General features: G+C 47.0%; 24 protein-coding genes. 17 read left to right on the top strand and 7 right to left on the bottom strand.

Annotated features, from left to right (window positions below; all coding sequences use genetic code 11):
- Window positions 1–47: 47 nt before the first annotated feature.
- Window positions 48–995 carry a phosphoribosylglycinamide formyltransferase gene (gene purN, locus AC5JBY_RS03920; RefSeq protein ID WP_495903248.1) on the bottom strand — a complete coding sequence of 316 codons (948 nt, stop codon included), beginning with the start codon at window positions 993–995 and terminating at the stop codon, window positions 48–50.
- Between the two features lie 384 nt (window positions 996–1,379).
- On the opposite strand from purN, the gene AC5JBY_RS03915 reads away from it, so the two are divergent.
- The 15 genes from AC5JBY_RS03915 to AC5JBY_RS03845 all read left to right on the top strand — a co-directional run bounded on the left by AC5JBY_RS03915 (window position 1,380) and on the right by AC5JBY_RS03845 (window position 17,932).
- Window positions 1,380–2,645, top strand: a complete 1,266-nt coding sequence (locus AC5JBY_RS03915; RefSeq protein ID WP_495903247.1) for a c-type cytochrome — start codon at window positions 1,380–1,382, stop codon at window positions 2,643–2,645.
- Window positions 2,646–2,767: 122 nt separating this feature from the next.
- Window positions 2,768–5,956, top strand: coding sequence for a TAT-variant-translocated molybdopterin oxidoreductase (locus AC5JBY_RS03910; RefSeq protein ID WP_495903246.1), 3,189 nt, complete (start codon window positions 2,768–2,770; stop codon window positions 5,954–5,956).
- Between the two features lie 91 nt (window positions 5,957–6,047).
- Window positions 6,048–7,496, top strand: coding sequence for an NrfD/PsrC family molybdoenzyme membrane anchor subunit (gene nrfD, locus AC5JBY_RS03905; protein ID WP_495903245.1), 1,449 nt, complete (start codon window positions 6,048–6,050; stop codon window positions 7,494–7,496).
- 23 nt (window positions 7,497–7,519) lie between these two features.
- Window positions 7,520–8,107, top strand: coding sequence for a DUF3341 domain-containing protein (locus AC5JBY_RS03900; RefSeq protein WP_495903244.1), 588 nt, complete (start codon window positions 7,520–7,522; stop codon window positions 8,105–8,107).
- 17 nt (window positions 8,108–8,124) lie between these two features.
- Window positions 8,125–8,778 carry a c-type cytochrome gene (locus AC5JBY_RS03895; RefSeq protein ID WP_495903243.1) on the top strand — a complete coding sequence of 218 codons (654 nt, stop codon included), beginning with the start codon at window positions 8,125–8,127 and terminating at the stop codon, window positions 8,776–8,778.
- Between the two features lie 35 nt (window positions 8,779–8,813).
- Window positions 8,814–10,049: a quinol:cytochrome C oxidoreductase gene (locus tag AC5JBY_RS03890; RefSeq protein WP_495903242.1), complete on the top strand. Its 1,236-nt coding sequence runs from the start codon at window positions 8,814–8,816 to the stop codon at window positions 10,047–10,049.
- 67 nt (window positions 10,050–10,116) lie between these two features.
- A complete protein-coding gene (locus AC5JBY_RS03885) occupies window positions 10,117–11,259 on the top strand; it encodes a cytochrome c oxidase subunit II (RefSeq protein ID WP_495903241.1) in 1,143 nt (380 codons plus the stop codon).
- 55 nt (window positions 11,260–11,314) lie between these two features.
- Complete coding sequence (locus tag AC5JBY_RS03880; protein ID WP_495903240.1) at window positions 11,315–13,135, top strand: cytochrome c oxidase subunit I; 1,821 nt, start codon at window positions 11,315–11,317, stop codon at window positions 13,133–13,135.
- Between the two features lie 20 nt (window positions 13,136–13,155).
- Window positions 13,156–14,058, top strand: coding sequence for a heme o synthase (cyoE, locus tag AC5JBY_RS03875; protein WP_495903239.1), 903 nt, complete (start codon window positions 13,156–13,158; stop codon window positions 14,056–14,058).
- A 69-nt stretch (window positions 14,059–14,127) separates the two neighbouring features.
- Entirely contained in the window at window positions 14,128–14,694 is a 567-nt protein-coding gene (locus AC5JBY_RS03870) for a cytochrome c oxidase subunit 3 (protein WP_495903238.1), read from the top strand.
- 32 nt (window positions 14,695–14,726) lie between these two features.
- On the top strand, window positions 14,727–15,401 hold the full coding sequence (locus tag AC5JBY_RS03865; protein ID WP_495903237.1) for a cytochrome c oxidase subunit 3: 675 nt from the start codon (window positions 14,727–14,729) through the stop codon (window positions 15,399–15,401).
- A 41-nt stretch (window positions 15,402–15,442) separates the two neighbouring features.
- Window positions 15,443–15,907 (top strand): cytochrome C oxidase subunit IV family protein, encoded by a 465-nt coding sequence (locus AC5JBY_RS03860; protein ID WP_495903236.1) that lies wholly within the window; start codon window positions 15,443–15,445, stop codon window positions 15,905–15,907.
- A 133-nt stretch (window positions 15,908–16,040) separates the two neighbouring features.
- The gene (locus tag AC5JBY_RS03855; protein WP_495903235.1) at window positions 16,041–16,853 is read left to right on the top strand and encodes an SCO family protein; all 813 of its coding nucleotides are present in this window, start codon (window positions 16,041–16,043) and stop codon (window positions 16,851–16,853) included.
- Window position 16,854: 1 nt separating this feature from the next.
- A complete protein-coding gene (locus AC5JBY_RS03850; RefSeq protein ID WP_495903234.1) occupies window positions 16,855–17,436 on the top strand; it encodes a DUF420 domain-containing protein in 582 nt (193 codons plus the stop codon).
- 25 nt (window positions 17,437–17,461) lie between these two features.
- The gene (locus AC5JBY_RS03845; RefSeq protein WP_495903233.1) at window positions 17,462–17,932 is read left to right on the top strand and encodes a hypothetical protein; all 471 of its coding nucleotides are present in this window, start codon (window positions 17,462–17,464) and stop codon (window positions 17,930–17,932) included.
- A gap of 1 nt (window position 17,933) precedes the next feature.
- Here AC5JBY_RS03845 and AC5JBY_RS03840 read toward each other — a convergent pair whose 3' ends face one another.
- The 4 genes from AC5JBY_RS03840 to AC5JBY_RS03825 all read right to left on the bottom strand — a co-directional run bounded on the left by AC5JBY_RS03840 (window position 17,934) and on the right by AC5JBY_RS03825 (window position 20,067).
- The gene (locus tag AC5JBY_RS03840; protein WP_495903232.1) at window positions 17,934–18,338 is read right to left on the bottom strand and encodes an MGMT family protein; all 405 of its coding nucleotides are present in this window, start codon (window positions 18,336–18,338) and stop codon (window positions 17,934–17,936) included.
- Window positions 18,313–18,522, bottom strand: a complete 210-nt coding sequence (locus tag AC5JBY_RS03835; RefSeq protein ID WP_495903231.1) for a C1orf53 family protein — start codon at window positions 18,520–18,522, stop codon at window positions 18,313–18,315. The genes AC5JBY_RS03840 and AC5JBY_RS03835 overlap by 26 nt, the downstream gene beginning before the upstream one ends.
- Window positions 18,494–19,207 carry a tRNA (guanosine(46)-N7)-methyltransferase TrmB gene (gene trmB, locus AC5JBY_RS03830; RefSeq protein ID WP_495903230.1) on the bottom strand — a complete coding sequence of 238 codons (714 nt, stop codon included), beginning with the start codon at window positions 19,205–19,207 and terminating at the stop codon, window positions 18,494–18,496. The genes AC5JBY_RS03835 and trmB overlap by 29 nt, the downstream gene beginning before the upstream one ends.
- Before the next feature lie 101 nt (window positions 19,208–19,308).
- Window positions 19,309–20,067: a hypothetical protein gene (locus AC5JBY_RS03825; RefSeq protein WP_495903229.1), complete on the bottom strand. Its 759-nt coding sequence runs from the start codon at window positions 20,065–20,067 to the stop codon at window positions 19,309–19,311.
- A gap of 671 nt (window positions 20,068–20,738) precedes the next feature.
- On the opposite strand from AC5JBY_RS03825, the gene AC5JBY_RS03820 reads away from it, so the two are divergent.
- Window positions 20,739–21,206 carry an Lrp/AsnC ligand binding domain-containing protein gene (locus AC5JBY_RS03820; protein WP_495903228.1) on the top strand — a complete coding sequence of 156 codons (468 nt, stop codon included), beginning with the start codon at window positions 20,739–20,741 and terminating at the stop codon, window positions 21,204–21,206.
- A 97-nt stretch (window positions 21,207–21,303) separates the two neighbouring features.
- Window positions 21,304–21,723, top strand: a complete 420-nt coding sequence (locus AC5JBY_RS03815) for a hypothetical protein (protein WP_495903227.1) — start codon at window positions 21,304–21,306, stop codon at window positions 21,721–21,723.
- Between the two features lie 55 nt (window positions 21,724–21,778).
- Here the strand turns inward: AC5JBY_RS03815 and AC5JBY_RS03810 are convergent, their stop codons facing one another.
- Entirely contained in the window at window positions 21,779–22,876 is a 1,098-nt protein-coding gene (locus AC5JBY_RS03810) for an ABC transporter permease (RefSeq protein WP_495903226.1), read from the bottom strand.
- A 24-nt stretch (window positions 22,877–22,900) separates the two neighbouring features.
- Window positions 22,901–24,055, bottom strand: a complete 1,155-nt coding sequence (locus tag AC5JBY_RS03805) for a glycosyltransferase (protein ID WP_495903225.1) — start codon at window positions 24,053–24,055, stop codon at window positions 22,901–22,903.
- Window positions 24,056–24,057: the final 2 nt, after the last annotated feature.

The raw sequence follows: 24,057 nt of genomic DNA, 5'->3' as shown, positions 1-24,057 counted from the left end.
TGTGATATTACGGTAAGATTGCGACATAGAAGGTGCCAGATGTCAATTTAACGTTGCTTTTGCAGATGGGCCACCACTTCCGCTATAACACGCGGATAATGCGCGTGTTCCAGCAAGTGAACCTTCTGCGCAAGCATAGCCGGCGTGTCCCCTGGCTCGATGGCGCAGGTCGCCTGGAAAATAATAGCACCGTTGTCGTATACATTGTCCACATAGTGGATTGTAATGCCACTTTCAGCTTCTCCGGCTGCAATGATGGCCTCGTGCACATGCATGCCATACATCCCTTTGCCGCCATAGCGGGGCAACAGCGCCGGATGGATATTTACGATCTTATTAGGATAGGCCGCCGTAAGCGTGGCCGGCACTTTCCACAGAAATCCAGCCAATACAATAAAATCAATGCGGGCCGCTTTTAACTCATCCACATACCCATTCCCCCGGAAAAAGGGCTCCTTTTCGATCAGCAGAACTGGAATACCCTCCCTTTCGGCAATACCCAGTACCCCTGCACCAGGTTTGTTACAAACAATAAGCGCTATGCTGATCGACTGGCTGCCCCGGAAATGATCGATGATCTTTTGCGCATTGGAGCCCGCACCCGAGGCAAAGATGGCGATACGCACGGCTGTCGTCTGATGGCCGGTGGCCGGTGCTGATCCTGTAGAAGGTTGCTGAGTTTCCTGTATCAATGTATTCGTTTTCACCTGTTCTGTATGCTTACCCCGGATCCTCTGCCCCATCTTCCTCAGGTAGCTTCTGAAAAAGTTGAACTGCCCGGTCGGAATGCTGATAAGGATCACGCAGAAAGGCCAGAGGATGGTAACGAGAATAATATAAAGAGGAATGCGGATAACGGCCGATTCGATATCTAATAGACCCAAAAGCTGGCGGCCAAGATAACCGCAAAGACTTCCACCAACAGCAAAAGTTACCAGGATGAGCAGCAAGCGCCATCCGCTAACCTTCCATTTCTGTTGAAGCCTTTCAAACATGCACGCAAAAGTGCGGTAAATTAACCATAGATAAAACAGATTCAGTCAGATACCGAAATAAATTGACCCCCTCTACAATAAAAGGTTGGACATCTTACGTTTACAATGATTGCAAACATTTTTGTGACACAAAAACCATGATATGTTTTTAATTACACATCCGTTAAGTGTAAATTTTACATCCCTTCATTCCCAAAATCGGCTGACAAAAACATGACATAAATGTCATGACAGAATGAAAGATGATACTAAAAATCGGCTGAAACCCGCGCCCAGCCTACGTTAAAAAAAATTTAAACATGTTGATATTTTGTTGAAATCCTGACTTATTTTTGCAGCCAATTCAGGAAATTTTTCCACATAATCTCATCATATTCAACTGATATGATCGACCATAGACCAATTGTTAAAAGAACCCTTCTCAGTGCCTTATTGATCGTTGTATTGTCGTTCGGAAACAAGATGGCAGCGCAGGATGGAAAAGCGTTATTCGATAATAACTGCGCTACCTGCCACAAAGTGGATAAAGACCTGACCGGACCCGCCCTCAAAGGAATTGAAGACCGTGTAAAAGACAAGAAGCTTCTGCACGAATGGATTCGCAACAACTCCAAAGTATTAGCCTCTGGCGATAAATACTTTAACGACCTGTACAACAAGTGGAACAAAACTGCCATGAGCGTGTTCCCTTCATTGACAGATCCTGAAATCGATGCCATCCTCAAGTACATCAAAGACTATAAGCCTGCAGTAACAACTGGTGTTCAGGGCGACGGAAGTGCCCCCAGCGGTAAAATGGATTCAAGCGATGACGCCATCATGTACGGCGTATTGACGCTGATCCTCGCTGTAGTAGCCTTTGTGATGCTCCAGGTAAACAGCAACCTGAGAAAACTGGCCGATGATAAAGAAGGCATCCCTTCAGGAGAGCCCATTCCTTTCTACCGCAACAAAACCTATATCACCATATTCACCCTGTTCTTATTTGTGGTAGCAGGTTTCTTCTTCGCCAAAGGCGCCATCGGTTTGGGACGTATGAAAAACTACCAGCCCGAACAACCCATCTTCTACTCCCACAAAGTACACGCCGGTACCAACCAGATCAACTGTTTGTATTGCCACGGTAGCGCATGGGAAGGCAAGCACGCCACCATTCCTTCAGTGAATGTGTGTATGAACTGTCACCTCACTATCAATGAATATACTGGTGCCCCTATCTTCCGCGAAGATGGCACAGAAGTGAACGGAACTGCAGAGATCCAAAAGATCTACGCTGCTGCCGGATACGATCCCAAAGCAAAAAAATACACAGGCAACACCAAGCCCATCGAATGGATCAAGATCCACAGCCTGCCCGACCACGTATACTTCAACCACTCACAACACGTAAGAGCGGGTAAAGTACAATGTCAAACCTGCCACGGCGAGATCACAGCTATGCACGAAGTATACCAGGCCAGCGAACTGAGCATGGGATGGTGTATCAACTGTCACCGCGAGACCAAAGTGGATTTCAACAACGAAAAAGGCGAAGGAAATAAATTCTATAGCATTTACGAGAAGTACCACAATGAGATCAAAGCAGGTAAGAGAGACAGCGTAACAGTGGCTGATATCGGAGGCCTGGATTGTCAAAAATGTCACTACTAAAATGCTAATGTGCGATTTGTTCGCACAGCGTAAGATCACAGTTTGAAATGTTTCTTACCCTAAAACAACCAAAAGAACCATTTTCAAATTTTCAAATTGCCTAATTTTTCAAATTAATATAAATGGCTAAAAAAAAGTACTGGCAGAGTTTTACAGAGCTCAATAACAGTGAAGCCCATCAGCAGTTGGCCAAAGATGAATTCCCCGAAGCATTAGCCGAACAGGATAATGGCAAAAGTTTAGCCGATTCTTCCGCTACCCGCCGGGATTTCTTGAAATATCTTGGTTTCAGCACTGCTGCTGCTATGGTAGCTGCCAGTTGCGAAACGCCTGTACGTAAGGCGATCCCCTATGTAAACAGGCCGCAGGACATTATCCCCGGTGTGGCTGATTATTACGCTACTACCTACGTTAGCGGTGGAGAAGCCATCCCCGTTATAGCCAAAGTACGCGACGGACGTCCCATCAAAATAGAAGGTAACACCTTATCATCCTATACAAAAGGCGCTACTACCGCCCGCGTTCAGGCATCTGTACTGGACCTGTACGATACAGCACGCCTTAAGCATCCCATGGCAAACGGCTCTGCAGCCAGCCATGATGCCATCGATAAAATGATCACCGACGCACTCGCAGTGCTGGGTGGCGCTCCTGTTGTTGTACTCACCAGTACGATCACATCCCCCTCTACCAAACAACTCATCGGTGAGTTCCTGGCGAAATACCCCGGTAGCCGCCACGTACAATACGATGCAGTTTCATATAGCGGCCTCCTGCTGGCAAATGAAGCCACCCACGGAGTAAAAGCCATCCCTTCATACCAGTTTGAAAATGCCAATGTTATTGTGAGCATCGGCGCCGACTTCCTCGGTACCTGGCTCAGCCCCGTTGAGTTCCAGCGTGGTTACGGTGCAGGCAGAAAGGTGAACGAAAAGAACCCCACCTTGAGCAAGCACTTCCATTTCGAAAGTATGATGAGCCTCACCGGCGCTAACTCCGATGAGCGTTTCACACACCGTCCTTCCGAAACAGGCGTGGTAGCAGCAGCCCTGCTCAGCGCAGTAAGCGGTCAGGGTGCAACCGGCGTAACCGGTAAACTGAAAGAAGGCATCGAAAAAGCAGCGAAAGAGTTGGCTGCCAACAGAGGCAAAGGCCTCGTGGTTTGCGGCAGCAACAATCCCAACATACAGATCATTGTAAACGCGATCAACGAAGCCATCGGTTCTTATGGATCGACCATCAGCTGGGCTTCTCCCTACCTCGGTCACCAGGCACTTGATAGCGAGATCGCTACCCTCACAGCCGACATGGAAGCTGGTCGCGTAGGCGCTCTCCTCGCATACGATGTGAACCCCGTTTATGAGTACTTCGACGGCGAAAGATTCAAAAAAGCCCTTCAGCGTGTAAAACTGTCTATCTCCTTCAACGATAGGCTGGATGAAACCACGAAGGAATGCAAATACATCCTGCCCGCTCCTCACTTCCTCGAAAGCTGGGGCGATGCAGAACCCAAAGCTGGTCAGTTTAGCATGATCCAGCCTACCATCAGCCCCTTGTTCCAGACAAGGCCATTCCAGGATTCACTCCTGAAATGGGCAGGCAACACAACCACTACCTACGATGTGTTCTTCAGAAACTTCTGGGTTACACGCCTCGGTAGCACCGATCTGTTCAACAAAGCCCTGCAGGATGGTGTGGTAGAAACCCTGCCCAATCCGGCAGCACCAGCCTTCAACGGCGGCGCTGTAGCACAAGCTGTGGCAGTCGCTTCTGCCCTCAAAAAAGCAGGCCCTGTAGAACTGGTTGTTTACCAGAAGATCTCCCTCGGAGACGGTAAACAAGGCAACAACCCCTGGTTGTTGGAAATGCCCGATCCTATCACCCGCGTAAGCTGGGACAACTATGCCATCATTTCTCCTCAAATGGCGAAACAATATGGCATCAACCTGAGCGATCGCTGGGAAGCAGATAAATACGAGATCAACCCCGAAAAACCGGTGATCAAAGTGAAAGTAGGTACCAAAGAAGTATCACTTCCTGTGATCGTAATTCCAGGTATGCAAGCCAATACCATCGCCATTGCAGTTGGTTACGGGCGCGCTAAAGAGATCGGAAGATCAGTAGTGACCATGGATGGAACATCACTGGGTAAGAACGCCTACCAGTTCCTCAGCTACAATGGATCAACCATTGAGTGGACAGCTGCAGATGTTACCGTATCCAAATCTGACGAGATCTACAAAGTAGCCATGATGCAAACGCACAACAGCTACGAAGGCCGTCAGGAAGTGGTGAAAGAAGTTACCCTGAAAGAATTCCAGCATGATCCTAAAGTGATCTACAACGAAAGAGCGAAAGAACTGGAGCCATGGGGAGGCATCAACGATTACGAGAAAGACGGAACATTATATCCTCAATACGCTCGCCCCGGTATCAAATGGGGAATGAGCATCGACCTCAACAGCTGTTACGGTTGCGGCGCCTGCGTGGTAGCTTGTAACGCTGAGAACAACATCCCTATCGTGGGCAAACGCGAGGTAATGCGCTACCACGATATGCACTGGCTCCGTATCGACCGTTACTTCAGCGGTAACCCCGAAGATCCGGAAAGCATCCAGACATTGTTCCAGCCTATGCTGTGCCAGCATTGCGACAATGCACCTTGCGAGAACGTGTGTCCGGTAGCAGCTACCAACCACAGCTCAGAAGGTCTGAACCAAATGACTTATAACCGTTGTATCGGTACAAGATATTGCGCCAACAACTGTCCGTTCAAAGTACGCCGCTTCAACTGGGCCGATTATACAGGAGCAGATAGCTTCGCTGATAACCAACGCCCGCTGGTGGAAGAAGGCAAACTGGACGATGTGGTGCTGATGATGAACGATGACCTCACCCGCATGGTGCTGAACCCAGACGTTACAGTACGTAGCCGTGGTGTGATCGAAAAATGTTCATTCTGCGTACAACGCTTGCAGGAAGGTAAACTCAAGGCTAAGAAAGCCGGCCGTCCGCTGGAAGATGAAGATGTGAAAACAGCTTGCCAGCAGGCTTGCGCTGCCGACGCTATCGTGTTTGGTAACGTTAACAACCCGCAAAGCGCTGTTAGCCAGGTTCGCCAGCAAAACAGCCTGCGTCTCTTCCATGCACTGGAGCAGATCCACGTATTGCCAAGCGTAAGCTACCTCGCTAAAGTGCGTAACACGGATGAGATCAGCAACTATGGTGTGTTGACCGGTGAAAAGATTGAACTGGCTGAAGCGCATAGTGCACACGGCGAAGAAAAGAAAGAAGCTGCCCCGCATCACTAAAAAGGCAGTATACGAAGCGTTGAAAAGGAAAGGTCTAAAAAACTAAAAAATTCAGCTAAAGCCTAAAAGCTGATAGCTAAAGCTAATAAACATGGCAGCAAAGTACGAATCGTTAGTAAGAAACCCGCTGGTCGATGGTACAAAGACCTATCACGACGTTACGGAAGATATAGTACGTCCCATTGAAGCTCCCCCTTCACGTGCATGGTGGATCGGCTTCATTATCTCCGTAGTGTTGTTGTTATTCGGCGTATACTCCATCTACCGTGAGGTAACCTATGGTGTGGGTCAGTGGAACCTGAACAAAACTGTAGGTTGGGGCTGGGATATCACCAACTTCGTATGGTGGGTAGGTATCGGTCACGCCGGTACATTGATCTCAGCGATCCTCTTGCTCTTCCGTCAGGGATGGCGTACAGGTGTAAACCGTGCTGCGGAAGCCATGACCATCTTCGCGGTAATGTGCGCGGGTCAGTTCCCGATCTGGCACATGGGGCGTGTGTGGATGGCCTTCTTCGTACTTCCTTACCCCAACACACGCGGTCCGTTGTGGGTAAACTTTAACTCACCACTGTTGTGGGACGTATTCGCGATCTCTACTTACTTCACCGTATCATTGTTGTTCTGGTACTCTGGTCTTATTCCTGACCTCGCTACCATCCGCGACCGTGCTAAGCTGAAGTGGAGAAAACATATGTATGGTGTACTTTCTTTCGGTTGGACCGGTTCTACCAAGCACTGGCAGCGTCACGAAAGCCTCTCACTGGTATTGGCTGGTTTAAGTACCCCGCTGGTATTGTCAGTACACACCATCGTATCCTTCGACTTCGCCACCTCCGTAATCCCCGGTTGGCACACCACGATCTTCCCGCCCTACTTCGTTGCGGGTGCGATCTTCTCCGGATTTGCGATGGTGCAAACCCTCCTGCTGGTAACACGTAAAGTGTTGAAGCTGGAAGACTACATTACAATGGAGCACATCGAAGTGATGAACAAGGTTATCGTGTTGACAGGTTCTATAGTAGGTATCGCTTACCTCACCGAGTTGTTCATCTCCTGGTATGGTGCTAACAAATATGAGAACTGGGCCTTCTTCCAGAACAGGCTGAACCTGTCAAGCCCTTATGGATGGAGCTACTGGCTGATGATGGGTTGTAACGTGATCTCTCCACAGATCTTCTGGTTCCGCAAAATGAGAAGGAACATCGTAGTTACCTTCTTTATGTCAGTGATCGTAAACATCGGTATGTGGTTCGAGCGCTTTGTGATCATCGTAACCTCTATCTATCGTGACTATATCCCCAGTAGCTGGACTACCTACTATCGCCCCACAGTTTGGGAAGTAGGATTCTACATGGGTACATTCGGGTTGTTCTTCACCTGCTACTTCCTGTTCTCGAAGTTCTTCCCGGTAATTGCGATAGCGGAGATCAAGCACATCCTGAAAAGATCAGGAGAGAACTATAAGAAGAAAATGGTGGAAGTGGATAACAAAGAAGCCGACGAGTATTTCCACGAAACACAACATGCACATCATTAATCAGAAATTTTTAAAATCACTATATGGCGGTTAAAAAATTTGTAGTGGGTTGTTTTGAAGAGGAGGAAGTGTTATTCAATGCAGTAAAAAAAGTACGTAAAGCCGGTTATAAACTGCATGACGTATATACCCCCATGCCGATCCACGGTTTGGATACTGCTATGGGCCTGCGTGATACCAGCCTGCACACTGCAGGATTCGTATACGGTATCTCAGGAACTACAATTGCCCTGAGCAGCATCACCTGGATATTTACCACAGACTGGCCGCTGAACATTGGTGGAAAGCCCCACTTCGCTTTGCCAGCCTGGGTGCCCATCACTTTCGAGTTTACCGTATTATGTGCTGCGGTAGGGATGGTATTGACCTTCTGCTACCTCTGCCAGCTCGCACCCTTCGTAAAAAAGCACCATTTCCACCTGCGTGCTACGGATGATAAGTTTGTAATGGTTATCGAATGCACCGATAAGACCAATGATTCAGAAGTAAGCGCATTCCTGTCCGGCCTCGGAGCTACAGAAGTGAACGTACAGCATGCCGAAACCGGCTGGTGGCTGGGTCGTTACGACAAGGAAAGAAAACTTTACGCAGACAAAACAGTTACAGCATAATCTGAATATTCAGTACGATGAAAAAATTATCAATCATAGTTGTTTTAGTAGCCCTGGTAGCCTGGAGTTGCGGCGATAAAAGGAGCCCCGGACGTGTATATATGCCTGATATGGCCTATAGCCGTGCTGTGGAAACCTATACCTCCCTGGATACTTTACACGCACAAGGCATTAACTACAATGCATTGCCTGTTCCCGGTACCATTAAGAGAGGAGAGTTATTTCCTTTCCCTATCACCCAGGACAAACAAGGTGAGTTGGTAAATTATGAGCAGTCTAAGCAAGTAGCCAACCCGCTGCCCAAGCTGAGCGATGTACAGACTACAGAAGCAGAAAGATTGTACCTCATCAACTGTGGCATCTGCCATGGTAAAGGACTGGATGGCCAGGGTGTACTGCACAAAAGAACGGATGGTTCCGATGGCCCTTACGGAGCTGCTCCTGCCAACCTGGTTGGCAATGCAACCTACGTGAATATGCCAGCCGGACAGATGATGTACTCTGTTACCTATGGTAAAGGACAGATGGGTAGCTATGCTTCCCAACTGAGCACCACACAACGTTGGATGGTGATCCAGTACATCAAGGCTAAGCAAGCCGAAGCAGGTGGTGGTACCGCCGCTGCTGCAGATACAACAGCTAAGGTTGCCGCTGATACAACCAAAAAATAACTGACACGAGATACTGAAAATATAAATAGTTGATAATGGCTTCAAGAGAATTTTTTGAAATACCCAAGCGATATAAGACCTGGTCAACAGCTCTGATAGGAGTAGGTGTATTGTCACTGATCATCGCATTTATCGCTTACGGAAGAGGAGAACATCCGCAATTATTCTGGGGCGGTCTGCTGCAGAACAGCGTATTCTTCCTGCTGGTAGTAAATGCTTCCATGTTCTTCATTTGCGCTACTACCCTCGCAATGGGTGGCTGGCAAATGTCTTTCAGAAGAATTCCTGAAGCTATCTCGACTGCCGTTGTACCGCTCGGAGTGATTACTGGCGTTGTATGTCTTTGCCTGGTATTGATTCCCGGCACACATATCTACCACTGGCTGCATCCCGAAGGAGACAAGATCCTCGAATACAAGAAAGGGTTCCTGAATGTTCCCTTCTACGTGACCTGGAGCATTCTCACCATCGTATTGTGGATCGTGCTGGGTCGCAAAATGCGTCAGCTTTCCCGCTCGCTCGACAACAATCCTTTACCGGATGTTGAGTCAGGCCGCAAGTATATCTTTAAGAACACCGTTTGGGCTTCTTTGTTCCTGGCTTGGTTTGGTTTGACTGTTATGTCTACCATTCCCTGGTTCTGGCTCATGAGCATCGATGCACACTGGTATTCTACCATGTATAGCTGGTACACTTTCGCAAGTTCGTTTGTATCCGGCATGGCCCTGATCGCTTTGTTTGTGATCTACATGAAGAACCAGGGTTATCTCGAATATACTAACCATGAACACCTGCATGACCTTGGTAAGTTCATGTTTGCGTTCTCTATCTTCTGGACTTACCTGTGGTTCTCTCAGTACATGCTGATCTGGTACGCCAACATTCCGGAAGAAACAGTATACTTTAAATCACGTATAGCTGCACAGGGTCACGAAGCAGGTGCTTATAGCGGCATCTTCTGGTTCAGCTTTGTCATCAACTTCCTGGCTCCCCTGCTCATCCTGATGCGTCGGGGTTCCAAGAGGAACTATACTACCATGGTATTCATGGCGGTAGTGATCATCATTGGCCACTGGCTCGATTTCTACCAGATGATATTCGCGAGCATCGATCCGCACCATGTGAATGTAGGCATGTTGCTGCTCGACTTTGGTATCGCTGCAGGTTTTGTAGGCATCATCCTGAATGCTACAGGTAAAGCGCTGAGCAAAAACCCGCTGATTGCCAAAAACCATCCGTTCACGAAAGAAAGTATAATACACCACACGTAAGGGTATCGACACACGTGCGTTGTTCAATAGCATTTAAATAGGTCTGAATTAAATTTATTGATAGATCATGACAACTACTGGAATACTTCTGTTAGCGATTCTTATCCTCGGCTTTCTGATCACTTTTCAGATTGCTAAGGCCAGTGAGTATGTATCTGTGCTGAAAGGGGAAAAGAAAGCTTTCGAGCAAAACAACAGGATCAATGCATTTTTGATGGTAGTGTTCCTGGTGTTGGGATTGATAGGCGTTTGGTGGTGCAATAAAATGCTCTATCCCAAGACCCTGATGGTGCAGCCGGCTGCCTCCGACCATGGTGAGAACATCGACATCATGTTGAAGATCACCATTGCCATCACAGGCGTTGTGTTTTTGATTACACAGGTATTACTGTTCTGGTTTGCTTACAAATACCAGCACAGTGAAAAAAGACAGGCATTCTACTACCCGCACAACAACAAGCTGGAAATTATCTGGACAACCGTTCCTGCAATTACCCTTTGCGTACTCGTAGGTTTTGGTCTGTTCTACTGGTTCCGTATGACAGGCGATGCTCCCCAGGATGCTATGCAGGTAGAGATCACCGGCAAGCAGTTTGGCTGGATCTACCGCTACCCAGGTAAAGACAATAAATTCGGTAAAAAATATTATCGCAATATCGACGAAGCAGCCAATAACCAATTGGGCTTGCTGTGGACAGATACTACCATTATCAAGAAAGACAGGAATGGCAACGTTGCTGGAACAGCTAAGCTGACAGCTGATCCCGATGGCTTCGATGATATCATCGACAACACCGCCATGTACCTGGTAAAAGGTAAGGCTGTAAAATTGATCATCAATTCACGTGATGTGATCCACGACGTAGGCTTGTCCCACTTCCGCCTGAAAATGGACGCGGTGCCCGGTACACCTACTACCATGTGGTTTACCCCCCTGTACACTACAGAGGAAATGAAGAAGATTACCAACAACCCCAAATTTGAGTACGAAATTTCCTGCGACCAGATGTGTGGTAACGGACACTACTCAATGAAGGGTATCATAAAAGTGGTTACACCGGAAGAGTTTATCCTGTGGAGAGCGAAACAAAAACCGGCCTACGCCATTGCATTCCCGGCGCCAGAGCCAGCAACAAAACCTGCCGTTGATAGCGCAACAGCAACCGGTGCAAAAGACACCCTTAAAACAGTAGTAAGCAGCCATAAATAATATGGCCGTGTGTAGAAATTGAAAAAACATCGTCAAGTCTAATAAATAATTTATCATGAGCAACGAAGCATTGCACGGGCATTCTGAGGTAGTTACCACGCACGATGTGCATCACGATGAGCATCATGTTCACCACCATAAAGAAACCTTTATCACCAAATACGTATTCAGCCAGGATCACAAAATGATCGCTAAGCAGTTCCTGATTACGGGTATGGTGTGGGCTATCCTCGGTGGCTTGATGTCCGTCCTGTTCCGTTTGCAATTAGGTTATCCTGATCAAACCTTCCCCTGGCTGGAAGACGTCCTCGGTCGTTGGGCCAAAGGCGGAAAGATCTCTGCTGAGAACTACTACGCACTGGTTACCATGCATGGTACCGTACTGGTGTTCTTCGTATTGACAGGTGGCTTGAGCGGTACCTTCGCCAACTTCCTCATTCCGTTGCAGATTGGTGCCCGTGATATGGCGTCACCCTTCATGAACATGCTGTCCTACTGGTTCTTCTTCGGTGGTAGCATCGTAATGCTTTCTTCGCTCTTTGTTCAGACTGGTCCTTTCAGCGGTGGTTGGACTGCCTACCCTCCATTAAGTGCACTGGGAGATGCTTCACCCGGTTCAAAGATTGGTATGGACCTCTGGATCACAGCAATGGCTTTGTTCGTTGTGTCATCACTCCTTGGTGGCTTGAACTATATCTCTACAGTACTCAACATGCGTACGAAAGGTATGAGCATGACCAGGATGCCACTGACGATGTGGGCCCTGTTCTTCACGGCTGTACTTGGCGTATTATCTTTCCCTGTACTGCTGTCTGGTTTCATCCTCCTGTTGTTCGACCGTCACGGCGGCACCAGCTTCTACCTGTCTGATATTTATATCACCGCTACAAAACAAGCCTTGCCCAATGAAGGCGGTAGTGCGATCCTGTTCCAGCACTTGTTCTGGTTCCTGGGTCACCCCGAGGTATACATCATCCTGTTGCCTGCGATGGGTATGGCATCTGAAATTATCTCCATCAACGCACGTAAACCGATCTTTGGTTACATGGCGATGGTGGGTTCTATATTCGCGATCACCATCCTGGCCTTCCTGGTTTGGGCGCACCACATGTTCGTTACCGGCTTGAACCCCTTCCTCGGATCGGTGTTCGTGTTGCTCACCCTCCTGATCGCTGTACCTTCAGCCATCAAGGTGTTCAACTGGCTTACGACGATCTGGAAAGCCAACATTAGGTTTACCCCCGGTATGATGTTCGCCCTCGGCTTTGTGAGCCTGTTCATCTCTGGCGGTCTTACAGGTATCTTCCTGGGTAACTCTACCCTCGACATTCACCTGCACGATACCTACTTTGTAATCGCGCACTTCCACATTGTAATGGGTGTGTCTGCCTTCTTTGGTATGTTCGCCGGTATTTACCACTGGTTCCCCAAAATGTATGGCAGGTTCATGAACAACACCATGGCCTACATCCACTTCTGGGTCACCCTCGCAGGCGCCTACCTCATCTTCTGGCCAATGCACTACGAAGGTCTGGCCGGTATGCCCCGCCGTTACCTCGATTACTCAGGCTGGGAATCATTCAAGCATTTCGCAGATCTTAATAAATTCATCTCTACAGTAGCGATGATTGTATTCGCAGTACAGTTGATGTTCGTGTTCAACTTCTTCTACTCCATTTTCAAGGGTAGGAAAGTAACAACCATGAATCCTTGGGGTGCCACCACCCTGGAGTGGACTACGCCGATCAGGCCTGGTCACGGCAACTGGCCTGGTGAAATACCTGAAGTACACCGTTGGGCTTATGATTACAGCAAGGATGGACGTGATTTCATCCCGCAAACAGAGCCCATTGGCCCTAATGAGAGTCATCACTAAGTAGAATAAAACAGAAATCATTGACGCAGCAGGAAACCGTGAAGCAGACCAGTTCTTTAACAATAGCCGGCAAGGTGCGGGACTATATGATGCTGATTAAATTCAGCCTCAGCTTCATGGTGGTGTTCTCAGCTGTTATCAGCTACCTGCTGGCCCCGAATATAGTCGTATACGACTGGGCAATGATCATCTGGCTCTTTGTAGGAGGCATGCTCGTAACAGGCAGCGCCAACGCAGTGAACCAGGTCGTGGAAAGAGATACAGATGCCATGATGAAACGTACCGCCAAACGGCCCGTTGCATCCGGCAGAATGACGGTGGCAGAAGGATGGGCATTCGCCATTATTACGGTACTGGCAGGCCTGTTCATACTGGCATATTTCTTTAACTATCTGTCGGCAGTAGTAGCAGCCATAAGCTGGTTCATCTACGCCTTCATGTATACCCCCCTGAAGAAAGTGAGTGCGATAGCAGTGCTGTTGGGGGCTGTGCCAGGCGCTTTACCCTGTTTGATCGGATGGGCCGCAGGCCAGGACGATCTGAGTGCAGGCGGCTGGGTGCTCTTTGCAATACAGTTTTTCTGGCAGTTCCCGCATTTCTGGGCCATAGCCTGGATTGCACATACCGACTACAGCAAGGCAGGCTTTAAGCTGATGCCAGCCGTAGAAGGACCGGGAAGATACTCGGCCGTACAATCGATCATCTATTCTCTGGTATTGATACCAGTAGGAATATTACCTTACCTCATCGGAATGAGCGGTATGGTAAGCTTCTGGATTGTACTGGCAGCCAACATTTTCATGATATGGCAAAGCGTACGCTTATACCGTGAAATGGAAGTAAAAGCAGCCAGGCGGGTAATGTTCAGCAGTTATATTTATTTGCCGATCGTGCTGCTGGCACTATTGGCCGATAAACTCTAAAGAATAAGTCAGCTTTGCATAAAGCGGGATAGATGTTGTGAAACAGATTAATATTTGAACTGATTTAGAATGAATATCGTGAGTTCGCGTCAACAAAAAATTCACCCCCACAAGTTTACCTTGTGGATAGCAATAGGCAGCATCATTATGATGTTTGCAGGGTTGACCAGCGCCTATATCGTAAAAGGCGAACAGCCCGGGTGGACAAGTGTGGTAGTACCAAAGCTCTTTTATTATTCAACAGGCGTAATGCTCCTTAGCAGCCTTACCATCCAGATGGCGCTCAAATCGTTTAAAGAGCGCGGCATGCAACAATACCGCGCGCTGCTTACAGTAACCGCAGTATTGGGCCTGCTGTTCATCGCCATGCAGATCATCGGGTTTTACCAGTTGTTCAATTCCGGTGTGAAGTTGGAAGGAGGGTCTGGGGCAGGACAGTTCCTGTACATTATTTTCGGATTGCACGCCCTCCACGTATTGGGCGGAGCGATAGCCTTACTGATCATGTTCTTTAAGGCATTCAGTGCGAAGATCAGGAACTACAATTCCGTTCCGGTAGAAGTGATAGCCACCTACTGGCATTTTGTAGACCTGTTGTGGATATACCTGTTCGTATTCTTTTTGTGGAAAGTATAAAACATTTTTTGAGTATAAACTAATAGTAACACATGGCACAAGCAGTACCAGCGAATCAAAAATGGTGGGGTGGCGGAAGAAGTCCCTTTAATGTGGAATATGGCAAGCTGATGATGTGGTATTTTCTGATGAGCGATGCCTTCACCTTTGGCGCCTTCCTCATTGCATATGGCACTGTACGGTTCTCCAGCAATGGCTGGCCCGACCCTAACGTGGTATTCTCCTCATTCCCCTTTGCAGGGCATGCACACCTGCCACTGGTATTTGTGAGTGTAATGACGTTCATCCTGATCATGAGTTCCGTAACCATGGTACTGGCGGTAGGAGCTGGTCACAGCAACGATCGCAAGGCCGTATTGAAATGGTTATTCTGGACAATCATTGGTGGAGCCGCATTCCTCGGCTGTCAGGCATGGGAATGGCATCACTTACACGAGCAAGGCGCCTGGTGGGGTATGAACCCGTTCCATAACTTCGACGGGTCTGAAGCATCTACCAACTTTACCAACTTCTTCTTTACCATCACAGGTTTCCATGGTTTCCACGTATTCTCTGGCGTTATCATCAACATTATCATGTTTATCATGACCTACAGAGGAGTATTCGACCGCAGAGGCCACTACCTGATGATCGAGAAAGCTGGTTTATACTGGCACTTTGTAGACCTGGTTTGGGTATTCGTATTTACCTGCTTCTACCTGTTCTAATTTAGATTTGATCAACGCTAACCACAGCAATACAATTTATTATGGAAAATTTTGAAACATCACATACAGCAGAGCACGGACATGGGGAAAAGCACAGCTTTGATACAAAAGCCATCTGGAGAACGTTCTGGATCCTGTTGGTAATTACCTGTATCGAGTTGATCGTGGGTATGTTCATTGCGCCCCACTTCCATTCCCTGAAACTGATGTTCAACGTCCTCTACATCATTTTCACACTCGCGAAAGCATTCTATATCATTGCCGAATTCATGCACTTACGTCATGAGATCAAGAACATGATCATGACCGTGGCAATACCGGCCCTGCTGTTCATCTGGTTCATTACAGCGTTCCTGTGGGATGGCGATTCTTACAAGAATCTCCGCAACAACTATGATCCACATCACAAAGAACAGTCTACGATCAAGGCTGAGACGAAACCAGCACATGGAGAACATGGCGCCAGCGAAGGTCACGGAGCTGAAAAGCCTGAAACAGTACACTAAGCTACCCGTAATAGGTATCTAAATAATTAAGAGCTCCCGCCACCAGGCGGGAGTTTTTTATTTACGGGCTTTTCTACCCAAAACCAGCATTGCATCGTTTCCTGTGGTAACTTTGCGCAGCAAAATAAATACCGTGAGCCAGAAAGCATTATTAGCCTTATGCATCGCCATCCTGCTGCCGGTAGCCAGTTATTTCATCGTAAAATCGGCCAGCCGCGATGCCATCAGCATGCCGCGCAAATACTATCCCGAAAACACGATCGATACCGTCATCAACGGTAAGAAAGTAACCGATACAGTTTGGTACCAACTGGCCAACGGCACATTCACAAACCAGTTAGGCAAACAAGTGTCCCTCGATCAGTTACGGGGACGTATCATCATTGCCGATTTCTTCTTTACACGCTGCCCCTCCATCTGTCCTACTTTAACCCATAATATGAAAAGCCTCCAGGAAAGCCTGAGGCTGAAAGATGTCACCAAGCGCATCGATACCACTTTTGTACAATTCCTTTCCTTTAGTGTAGACCCCGAAAGAGATTCTGCAGAAGTATTGAAGAAGTATGCAGACAAATATGGGATCAACCATGATGTATGGTGGTTGTTGACAGGCCCAAAGAAAGATATCTATGACTTTGCGTTGAACGAAATAAAACTCCCGGCCCAGGATGGAGGCACCGTTGATTCACTGTTTATACATACCGAAAAGTTTGTACTGATCGATAAGAATGGAATTATCCGTGGTTATTACAATGGGTTGGACAGCGTGGCACTGGCTAAGCTGGCGGAAGACCTCACCCTGCTGATGCTGGAAAAAGACAAGAAGAAACCTTCCCCCGTACTGGCCGAGTTGCTTTCCTTATGGCCTATTTACCTCATGGTAATGGCTGGTGTAGCCCTGTTTGTATGGATTGTACGCAGACCAGGAAAAAAAACACAATCATAATATGTTAGCCCCCGTATTGGAAAAAAATGATAAGAAGGCCTGGTGGCTGATTGGCACTGTCTCCTTTGTGGTATTTGCTGCTGTGGTGGTGCTTAGTCGGGTGAAGCTGGAAGTAGATCTCGGGTTCGATGTGCACCTCTTTGCTGCAATCAATGCCGTTATCAATTCTATCGTTACCGTATTACTGGTGGCGGGGCTAATAACTGCCAAACGTAGGAGTTTTGTAGTCCATAAAAAGATCATGATCGTAGCCATGATCCTTTCTGTACTCTTCCTCGTATCCTATATCTGCCATCACCTCTTTGCCGGAGAAACACGGTTTGGCGACCTGAACCACGATGGCAATATAACCGATGAGGAAAAAGCCGCTGCAGGTGGTCTGCGCACATTCTATTACATTATACTCGGCACCCATATTCCACTTGCAGGTATTATTCTTCCTTTTATTCTCTTCACTGCTTACAGAGGCTTGACTGCCGAATTTCCCAAACACCGTAAACTGGCGCGTATTACATGGCCTATCTGGTTCTATGTGGCATTCACAGGCGTATTGGTATACCTCTTGATAAGCCCTTATTATTAAAGTACGTTAGACCAAATTCGACTCCATGCAAAAGGACACATTCAGAATTATAAAACTGGTTCATCTGGGCGTATCAGTGTCATTGCTGCTATGCATTGCCATATTTTTATTCGTTGTGCAATCCGGACATGCTAAGGGAGAAGACACTTCATTGGCGAGAACATTACAAACAGTAGCAGTAGTACTTTCTGTAGGTATATTGTTGATTGGCTTCAACCGGTTTAAACGTGCTATGATGGCCGCTCGCAACAACGCTGGAAGTGGAGAAGAAAGAATGCGTCAATACATGACAGCTTGCATTACCTGGTGGGCCATGATCGAAATACCCGGTTTTTTTGCGGCCATCTGCTATTTCCTTACACAGAATTTTGCCTTCATAGTATTAGCCGGCACCCACCTCCTGATATTACTCATCTTCATGCCCCGGAAAGAAAATATCATTGTATTACTAAACCTGAGCACCGACGAAGTTGCAAAGCTTGAAGGAAAGAATTAACTCAAAACAACTCCTCCGCCGGGTCCCAGAACAGCTCCTTAAAATTTACTACGGTATCCTTCTTCACTTTAATGCCCTCTTTCTCCAACAGCTCCTTCATACGGGTAGGTGTAGCGAAATGATGCTTGCCACTCAACATGCCATTACGGTTCACAACACGATGAGCAGGAATTTTAGGCTTTACCCTGTCGGCCCCATGCATAGCCCAGCCCACCATCCGGGAAGAAGATTTCGCGCCCAGGCAGGCGGCAATAGCACCATAAGAAGTTACCCGGCCCTTGGGGATTTGTCTGGCTACCTCAAATACGAGTTCAAAGAAAGTTTCCTTGCGTCCGGTAGGAGTGAGAGAGGCCAGCTTTTCCTGAGAAGGCAGCTTGGGCTTACCGGTTGTCTTGCGTGTAGCCATTCGATTTTCTTTTATTAAGCAATTCTGTACGACGGGGCTCGGGCACACGGATATAGTCATAAGGACAATGCAGGCAGCCATTCCCGCAACATTGCCCCCGTTCCAGGTGATACTTGGCAGTTAGCACCACGTATCCCTGCTCGTTGTAATAATAATCAACTCCTTCTATCAGTTCCTTCTTCAAGCAACAATTCTTTTAGCGCGTCATTCTTATCAGGTAAAGGATCAGCCGGTAAGCTGAACTGCAGGTAATGGATGCGGCTGCTCTGGGCAATATCCAGCCCCTCGTAATGTGTTTTGATCTTCAGCTCTTCGGGGATGTTCGCATTCCCATACACATCGTCCATATCCTGGATCAGCGGCAGCCCATGCAGGTCGATCACCCATTTGGTAAAGCGGTACAGGCTGGGCGAATCCGTTTTCAGGTTGATATAACCCCCTGGTTTAAGTATTTGTTGGTACAGCCGCAGGAATTTGGGATGCGTAAGACGCTTTTTGGCTTTACCGGTACGCAATTGAGGATCGGGGAAAGTGATCCATATCTCAGAAACCTCACCAGGAGCGAAATAACTGCCTATCTGGTCGATCTGCGTACGTAGGAAGCCCACGTTGGTCAGGTTCTCCTGTAGAGCCTTTTTAGCCCCCACCCAGATGCGGTTACCCTTGAGATCCACCCCCAGGAAGTTCTTGTCAGCATGCAGCCTGCCAAGCCCTACAGCATACTCCCCCTTGCCACAGGCAAGCTCCAGCACGATAGGATTATCATTATGAAAAAAGTCCTTCCATTTACCCGGCATGTTTTCCGGGTACTGCAGCACATTCGGGAAGGAGGTCATCTCTGCAAAACGAATTAACTTCTTATAGCCCATAAGCCGCAAAAGTAGCTAAAACAAAAAACCCGCTGAAAAGAACAAAAGTTCTATCAACGGGTTGTGCCGGCCGCAGAGGTGCCCATGTGAACTACCGATAATTAATCATTATCGTTGTTGTCACAAGTATATTCTATCTCAGTGATTGGAGTATTGAAGAAAGCCGGGGCCCCTTCATTCCTTGGATCAGCAGGATAGGAAGTCGGTAGATTTTTAGAGTTGTAAGTCAGCGCTGGATAGAAGTTGTTCTTGCTGTAGTCGCGCATCATGAAAGCCAGTACCAGGCTGGTGCGCAGGTAGTTGGTTTTGTTGTCGTACGTACCCCCGGATCTCACGAGGTTATCATTGGAGTTATAGGTATAAACCTTCTCCTGAGTGGTGGAAGGATAACCTACCAAATGGTTAATTACTTTAGATACCCTTCCTTTTGAATCATAGCTGTATTCATTTACAAAAGCCTGGTAGAAAGAAGCAGGATTGTTGATATCAGTGCCCGCAAACAAGGTCGTATCGCGTACAATGAAATTATTATTGTCATAAAAATACCGGGTATAGTACTCGATATATCCAGGACCATAATCAGCTATAAAAGTCTTCAACCGTTGGTTATTGTCATAGGTAAAAGAATAGTTGGGACGACCTGTCGTGGTGTTGCTTTGGGTAATTTTTACAGGATCACCCCAGGCATTGTTGGTAAAAGTGTAAGTGCTCACCTCAAAAGGATCGGTTTCATAGAACCGGTACTTGGAGGTGATCTTTTCAATCTTACAGGCGACTTCAAAATGAGCCCTTTTTTTACAGGAAATCGAGAAGAAAACGGCGGCTAAGGCTAATAGCCGGAGAAGGTTTAAAATTCGCATACAATCAATAGATTTAAATGGTTGATAATAAAATGGTGATCGAAGTTAATTATTATTTTAAATTAACAAAAACTCATAAGTTATTTAATTATGAATAATATGTGATGATTAATGAGAGGTATGGGCATGAAAATACAGTCAGGGCATGGGCCTGTTAATGGGCATAGAAAGATTGGAATAAAACGGAGTATTGGAGTAAATAGAGGAGTATTGGAAACGGGAGACGTTTCTGATTCGGAGATTTTCTATAGTCTGAAAGAGGAAATAAAGATAGGGAAGCCTTGGTAGTTTACCAAAATGGGAATAAAAAAGAAAAACCCTCCCGGAAGAATCCAGAAGGGTTTTATGTGTTGCTTGCTCTGGCTGTAGAGGGAGGATTCGAACCTCCACGGGGCAGTTAGCTGTAGCGCAATCTGTGGTGGTCAACCCCAGTCATCCCGAAGGACGGCATTACACTACGTTTATCCTGTGGTCCCCACCCCCGAGACAAGGGGGCATGTCTGCCAAGTTCCATCACCCCACAGTATTAGATCGATGTAAAGAACGATTACAGTGCAATATTAAAGAAATTAGCCGGATCGTTGAGAATTATTCAATAAAAATTTTGAAAGTTTCGATATTCTACAAATATTTGCACAATTGTTTGATGTTTTACAAAAACGATTGCGAAAATGGGAGCTAAATTGAATCTTGATAAACTCGATTTGCAGATTATTCACGAAATGATGGATAATGCTGAGATTTCCTACGCCGATCTTGGAAAAAAGCTATTCGTATCTGGGGGTACCATCCATGTACGCATTAAAAAGCTACAGGAAGCAGGGATAGTGAAAGGTACTAAATTAAACGTGGACCTGAAGCAAATGGGCTACGATGTGATTGCCTTTATTGGCATATACCTCGAAAAAAGCTCATTGTACGATTCCGTAGCTAAAGAACTCCAGAAAATACCAGAGATCACCCGACTCAATTATACCACCGGCAACTACAGCATGTTTGCGGAAATTATCTGCCGCGATATTAACCAATTACGCTTTGTATTACACGATGAATTACAGAAGATCAAAGGCATAGAGCGCACCGAAACCTTTATCTCCCTCGAAGAAAGCTTTAATCGGAACGTACAGGTGATGGCTTGATAAAATCACTGCCGGCCGTACAATAAAAATGAAGTTTAAAATAAGCCAATTTAATATTAGCTTTAAAGCAGGTTCATTTCAATATACCTTTTGCAACATGAAAAAGATCGTATTATTAAGCCTTACTGTTTTGTTCTTTCTGGCCATTATGCCTGCTTGTAAAAAAGGCGGCGGAGGTGGTGGCGGTGGCAGTTGCTCCGAAACAGCCTTGCAGGTAAGCACCTCACCAGCCAATAATTCCACCGAGCCTGCCGCACCGGGCCCTAACTTTCCGTTACAGATAAACATCACTGCAGGATTGCCCGCAGCAGGTGTTACCATCGAAGTAACCGCAGGTCCCGAAGCTGGTGGCGCTAATTTCTTTACACAAACATTGCCGGATGTGAAAGCAGCCATCAGTAATTTCAGCATTACTGGCACACCTTCCACTACACCCAGCATAGTGAGAATCACCATAACATCCAAAAGCTGCGCTTCCAACAAATGGACCGGCAGCTACCGCTATTCAAAGAAATAGACATTATTTATACAAAGTTGCCAGTGATCGGTTTCCGGTGACTGGCAATTTTCTTTTATGCTTTAACCTGTAAAGCATCCCGCAGGCCATTGCCCAGCATATTGAAGGCCAATACAAGCAGCATAATGGCAAACCCTGGCGCCAGCGCCAGCATGGGATTATGAGTAATGATGAAGTTATAATTCTCTTTGATCATCAGCCCCCAGCTTGGTTGTGGAGGCTGAACACCTACACCCAGGAAGCTTAAGCCAGCCTCTATTACAATGGCCGATGCAAAATTAGAAGCCGCCACTACCATCACAGGCCCCATTACATTGGGCAGCACATGACGCGCAATGATCCGCGGATGGCCATAGCCCAGCGCCCGCGCTGCTTCCACATATTCCATCTCCCGCACACTCAAAACCTGACCACGTATGATACGCGCCACATTCACCCACATCGTCAGACCAATAGCAATAAACACCTGCCAGAAACCTTTACCCAGCATCAGTGTAATGGCAAATACCAACAATAAAGTAGGGATGCTCCAGATAACATTGATAAACCACATGATCGCATCATCCACCCATCCCCGGAAATAACCGGCCAGTGCCCCCAGCAATACACCAATGCTCAGCGATATTAATACAGTAACCAATCCTACACTGAGACTTACACGCACGCCCACGAGCAACCTGCTCAGGATATCGCGCCCGTATTTATCGGTGCCCAGGTAAAACTTTTGGGAAATGATCCTATAATCCTCCTTGTTGCCGCCTTCTTCCCAGCGTGTTGCGTGCAAGGGATAAGCTACCCGTTCAGTCACACCCTCATCGATAAACTGCTGAATAATGAGACTATCACCTGCTTGCTTGTAGCCAGAGATAGGGATATATTGATAATAATCTTCTCGCCCATCCAGAAGACGACTAAAGAAAGAGACGTCTTGAATAGTGCGCTCCTTGGGTAGCAGCAGGAATTGCTGTGTATAACCAGGCTTCTGCCCACCGATCTCCACGATCATTCTGTTGGCATTGGGAGTGCCATCAGACGCCAGAAAATGAGCCAGCAAAGCAACTACCAAAGCAAGCCCAATGATCACGATGCCAAACATCGCGCCTTTATTGCGCTTCAATCGCCGCCAGGTACTTCGGGTCGTGGCAGTAGCCATTAGTGAATATAAAGTTTAGTAAACTTAAGGTTGCTTGCTGATCGTCCTTCCCTTCCATTCATACTTTCCAAACTTTCCCAGCCATCCTGCAATAATAGTATATACGATATGAATTGGTTGTAAAAAAGGAAAATACTTCATCAGCGATTGCTGACCGAAGAAGATAGCTGCAGCATGAACAAAAGGAAATTCGATCAGCACCTTGGCCAGCAGCAAGATCAGGCAAAAGAAAAGCCAGATATTTTGCCAGAAAGCAGCTACAGCAGAAACTACGAAGCAAACATTGACGAGATATACCAATAAGAGCGTCCAGAAGATGCGCTTATCATCATACCGGTCAGCCTTGCTGGCCCAGCGGATACGCTGGTGAAAGAAAGCCTTCCAGCTTGCAGCAGGAGCGGTCGATACAATAGCTTCCCTGGCCTTTAGGTAAAACACACGGTCGGGATATTGCTTAAAGATCTTATGCATTAATAACATATCATCACCGGAAGGAATATTGTCGATACCCGCAAAGCCATTTACCTCCTCGAACGCTTTCTTTTCATAAGCAAGGTTGGCCCCATTGCACATAGAGTGAAAACGCTTGAATACAGACGCGCCGGTAATACCCTGCAGCGTAATAAAATCCAGCGACTGAAATACACTCAACAATGAACGGCGCGAAACAATTTTTACTGGCGCAGCAATAAACTTCGCTTGGGTTGCTTCATAAAAAGCTGCAATACTTTCAAGCCAGTGCTCACCAAAAAAGCAGTCCGCGTCAGTAGTAACGATCAGGCTGCCCTTTGATTCACGGATGCCGGTTTCAATAGCTTTTTTCTTAAAAGACTGCGTAACTGCTTCACTGTCGAGATGAGCAGCGAGGTTAATAGGCTTTAAAGGCAATTCCGGGTAAGAAGCCTGCTGCAAAATAGACCAGGTATTATCAGTCGAATGATCATTGACGATGATTACTTCATACAGCGATGAAGGATACCGCTGTCTGTTCAGGGAGTCGAGCAGTGTAGGAATATTGCTTTCCTCATTGCGCGCTGCAACGATCACCGAAATAAAAGTGCTGGGTTTGGTATCAGGCAGCTTGAACACCGGTAATTGGTTCCACGCCCGGTGATAATAATTAATAAGAATGGCATAAGCCACCATCAGTAAGAAAAATATGAAAAGGAATATTGGCATGT

The organism is Paraflavitalea sp., assembly GCF_059502485.1.
Note: the sequence above shows the minus strand (reverse complement) of the source record. Positions and strands in the feature narration are given on the sequence as shown.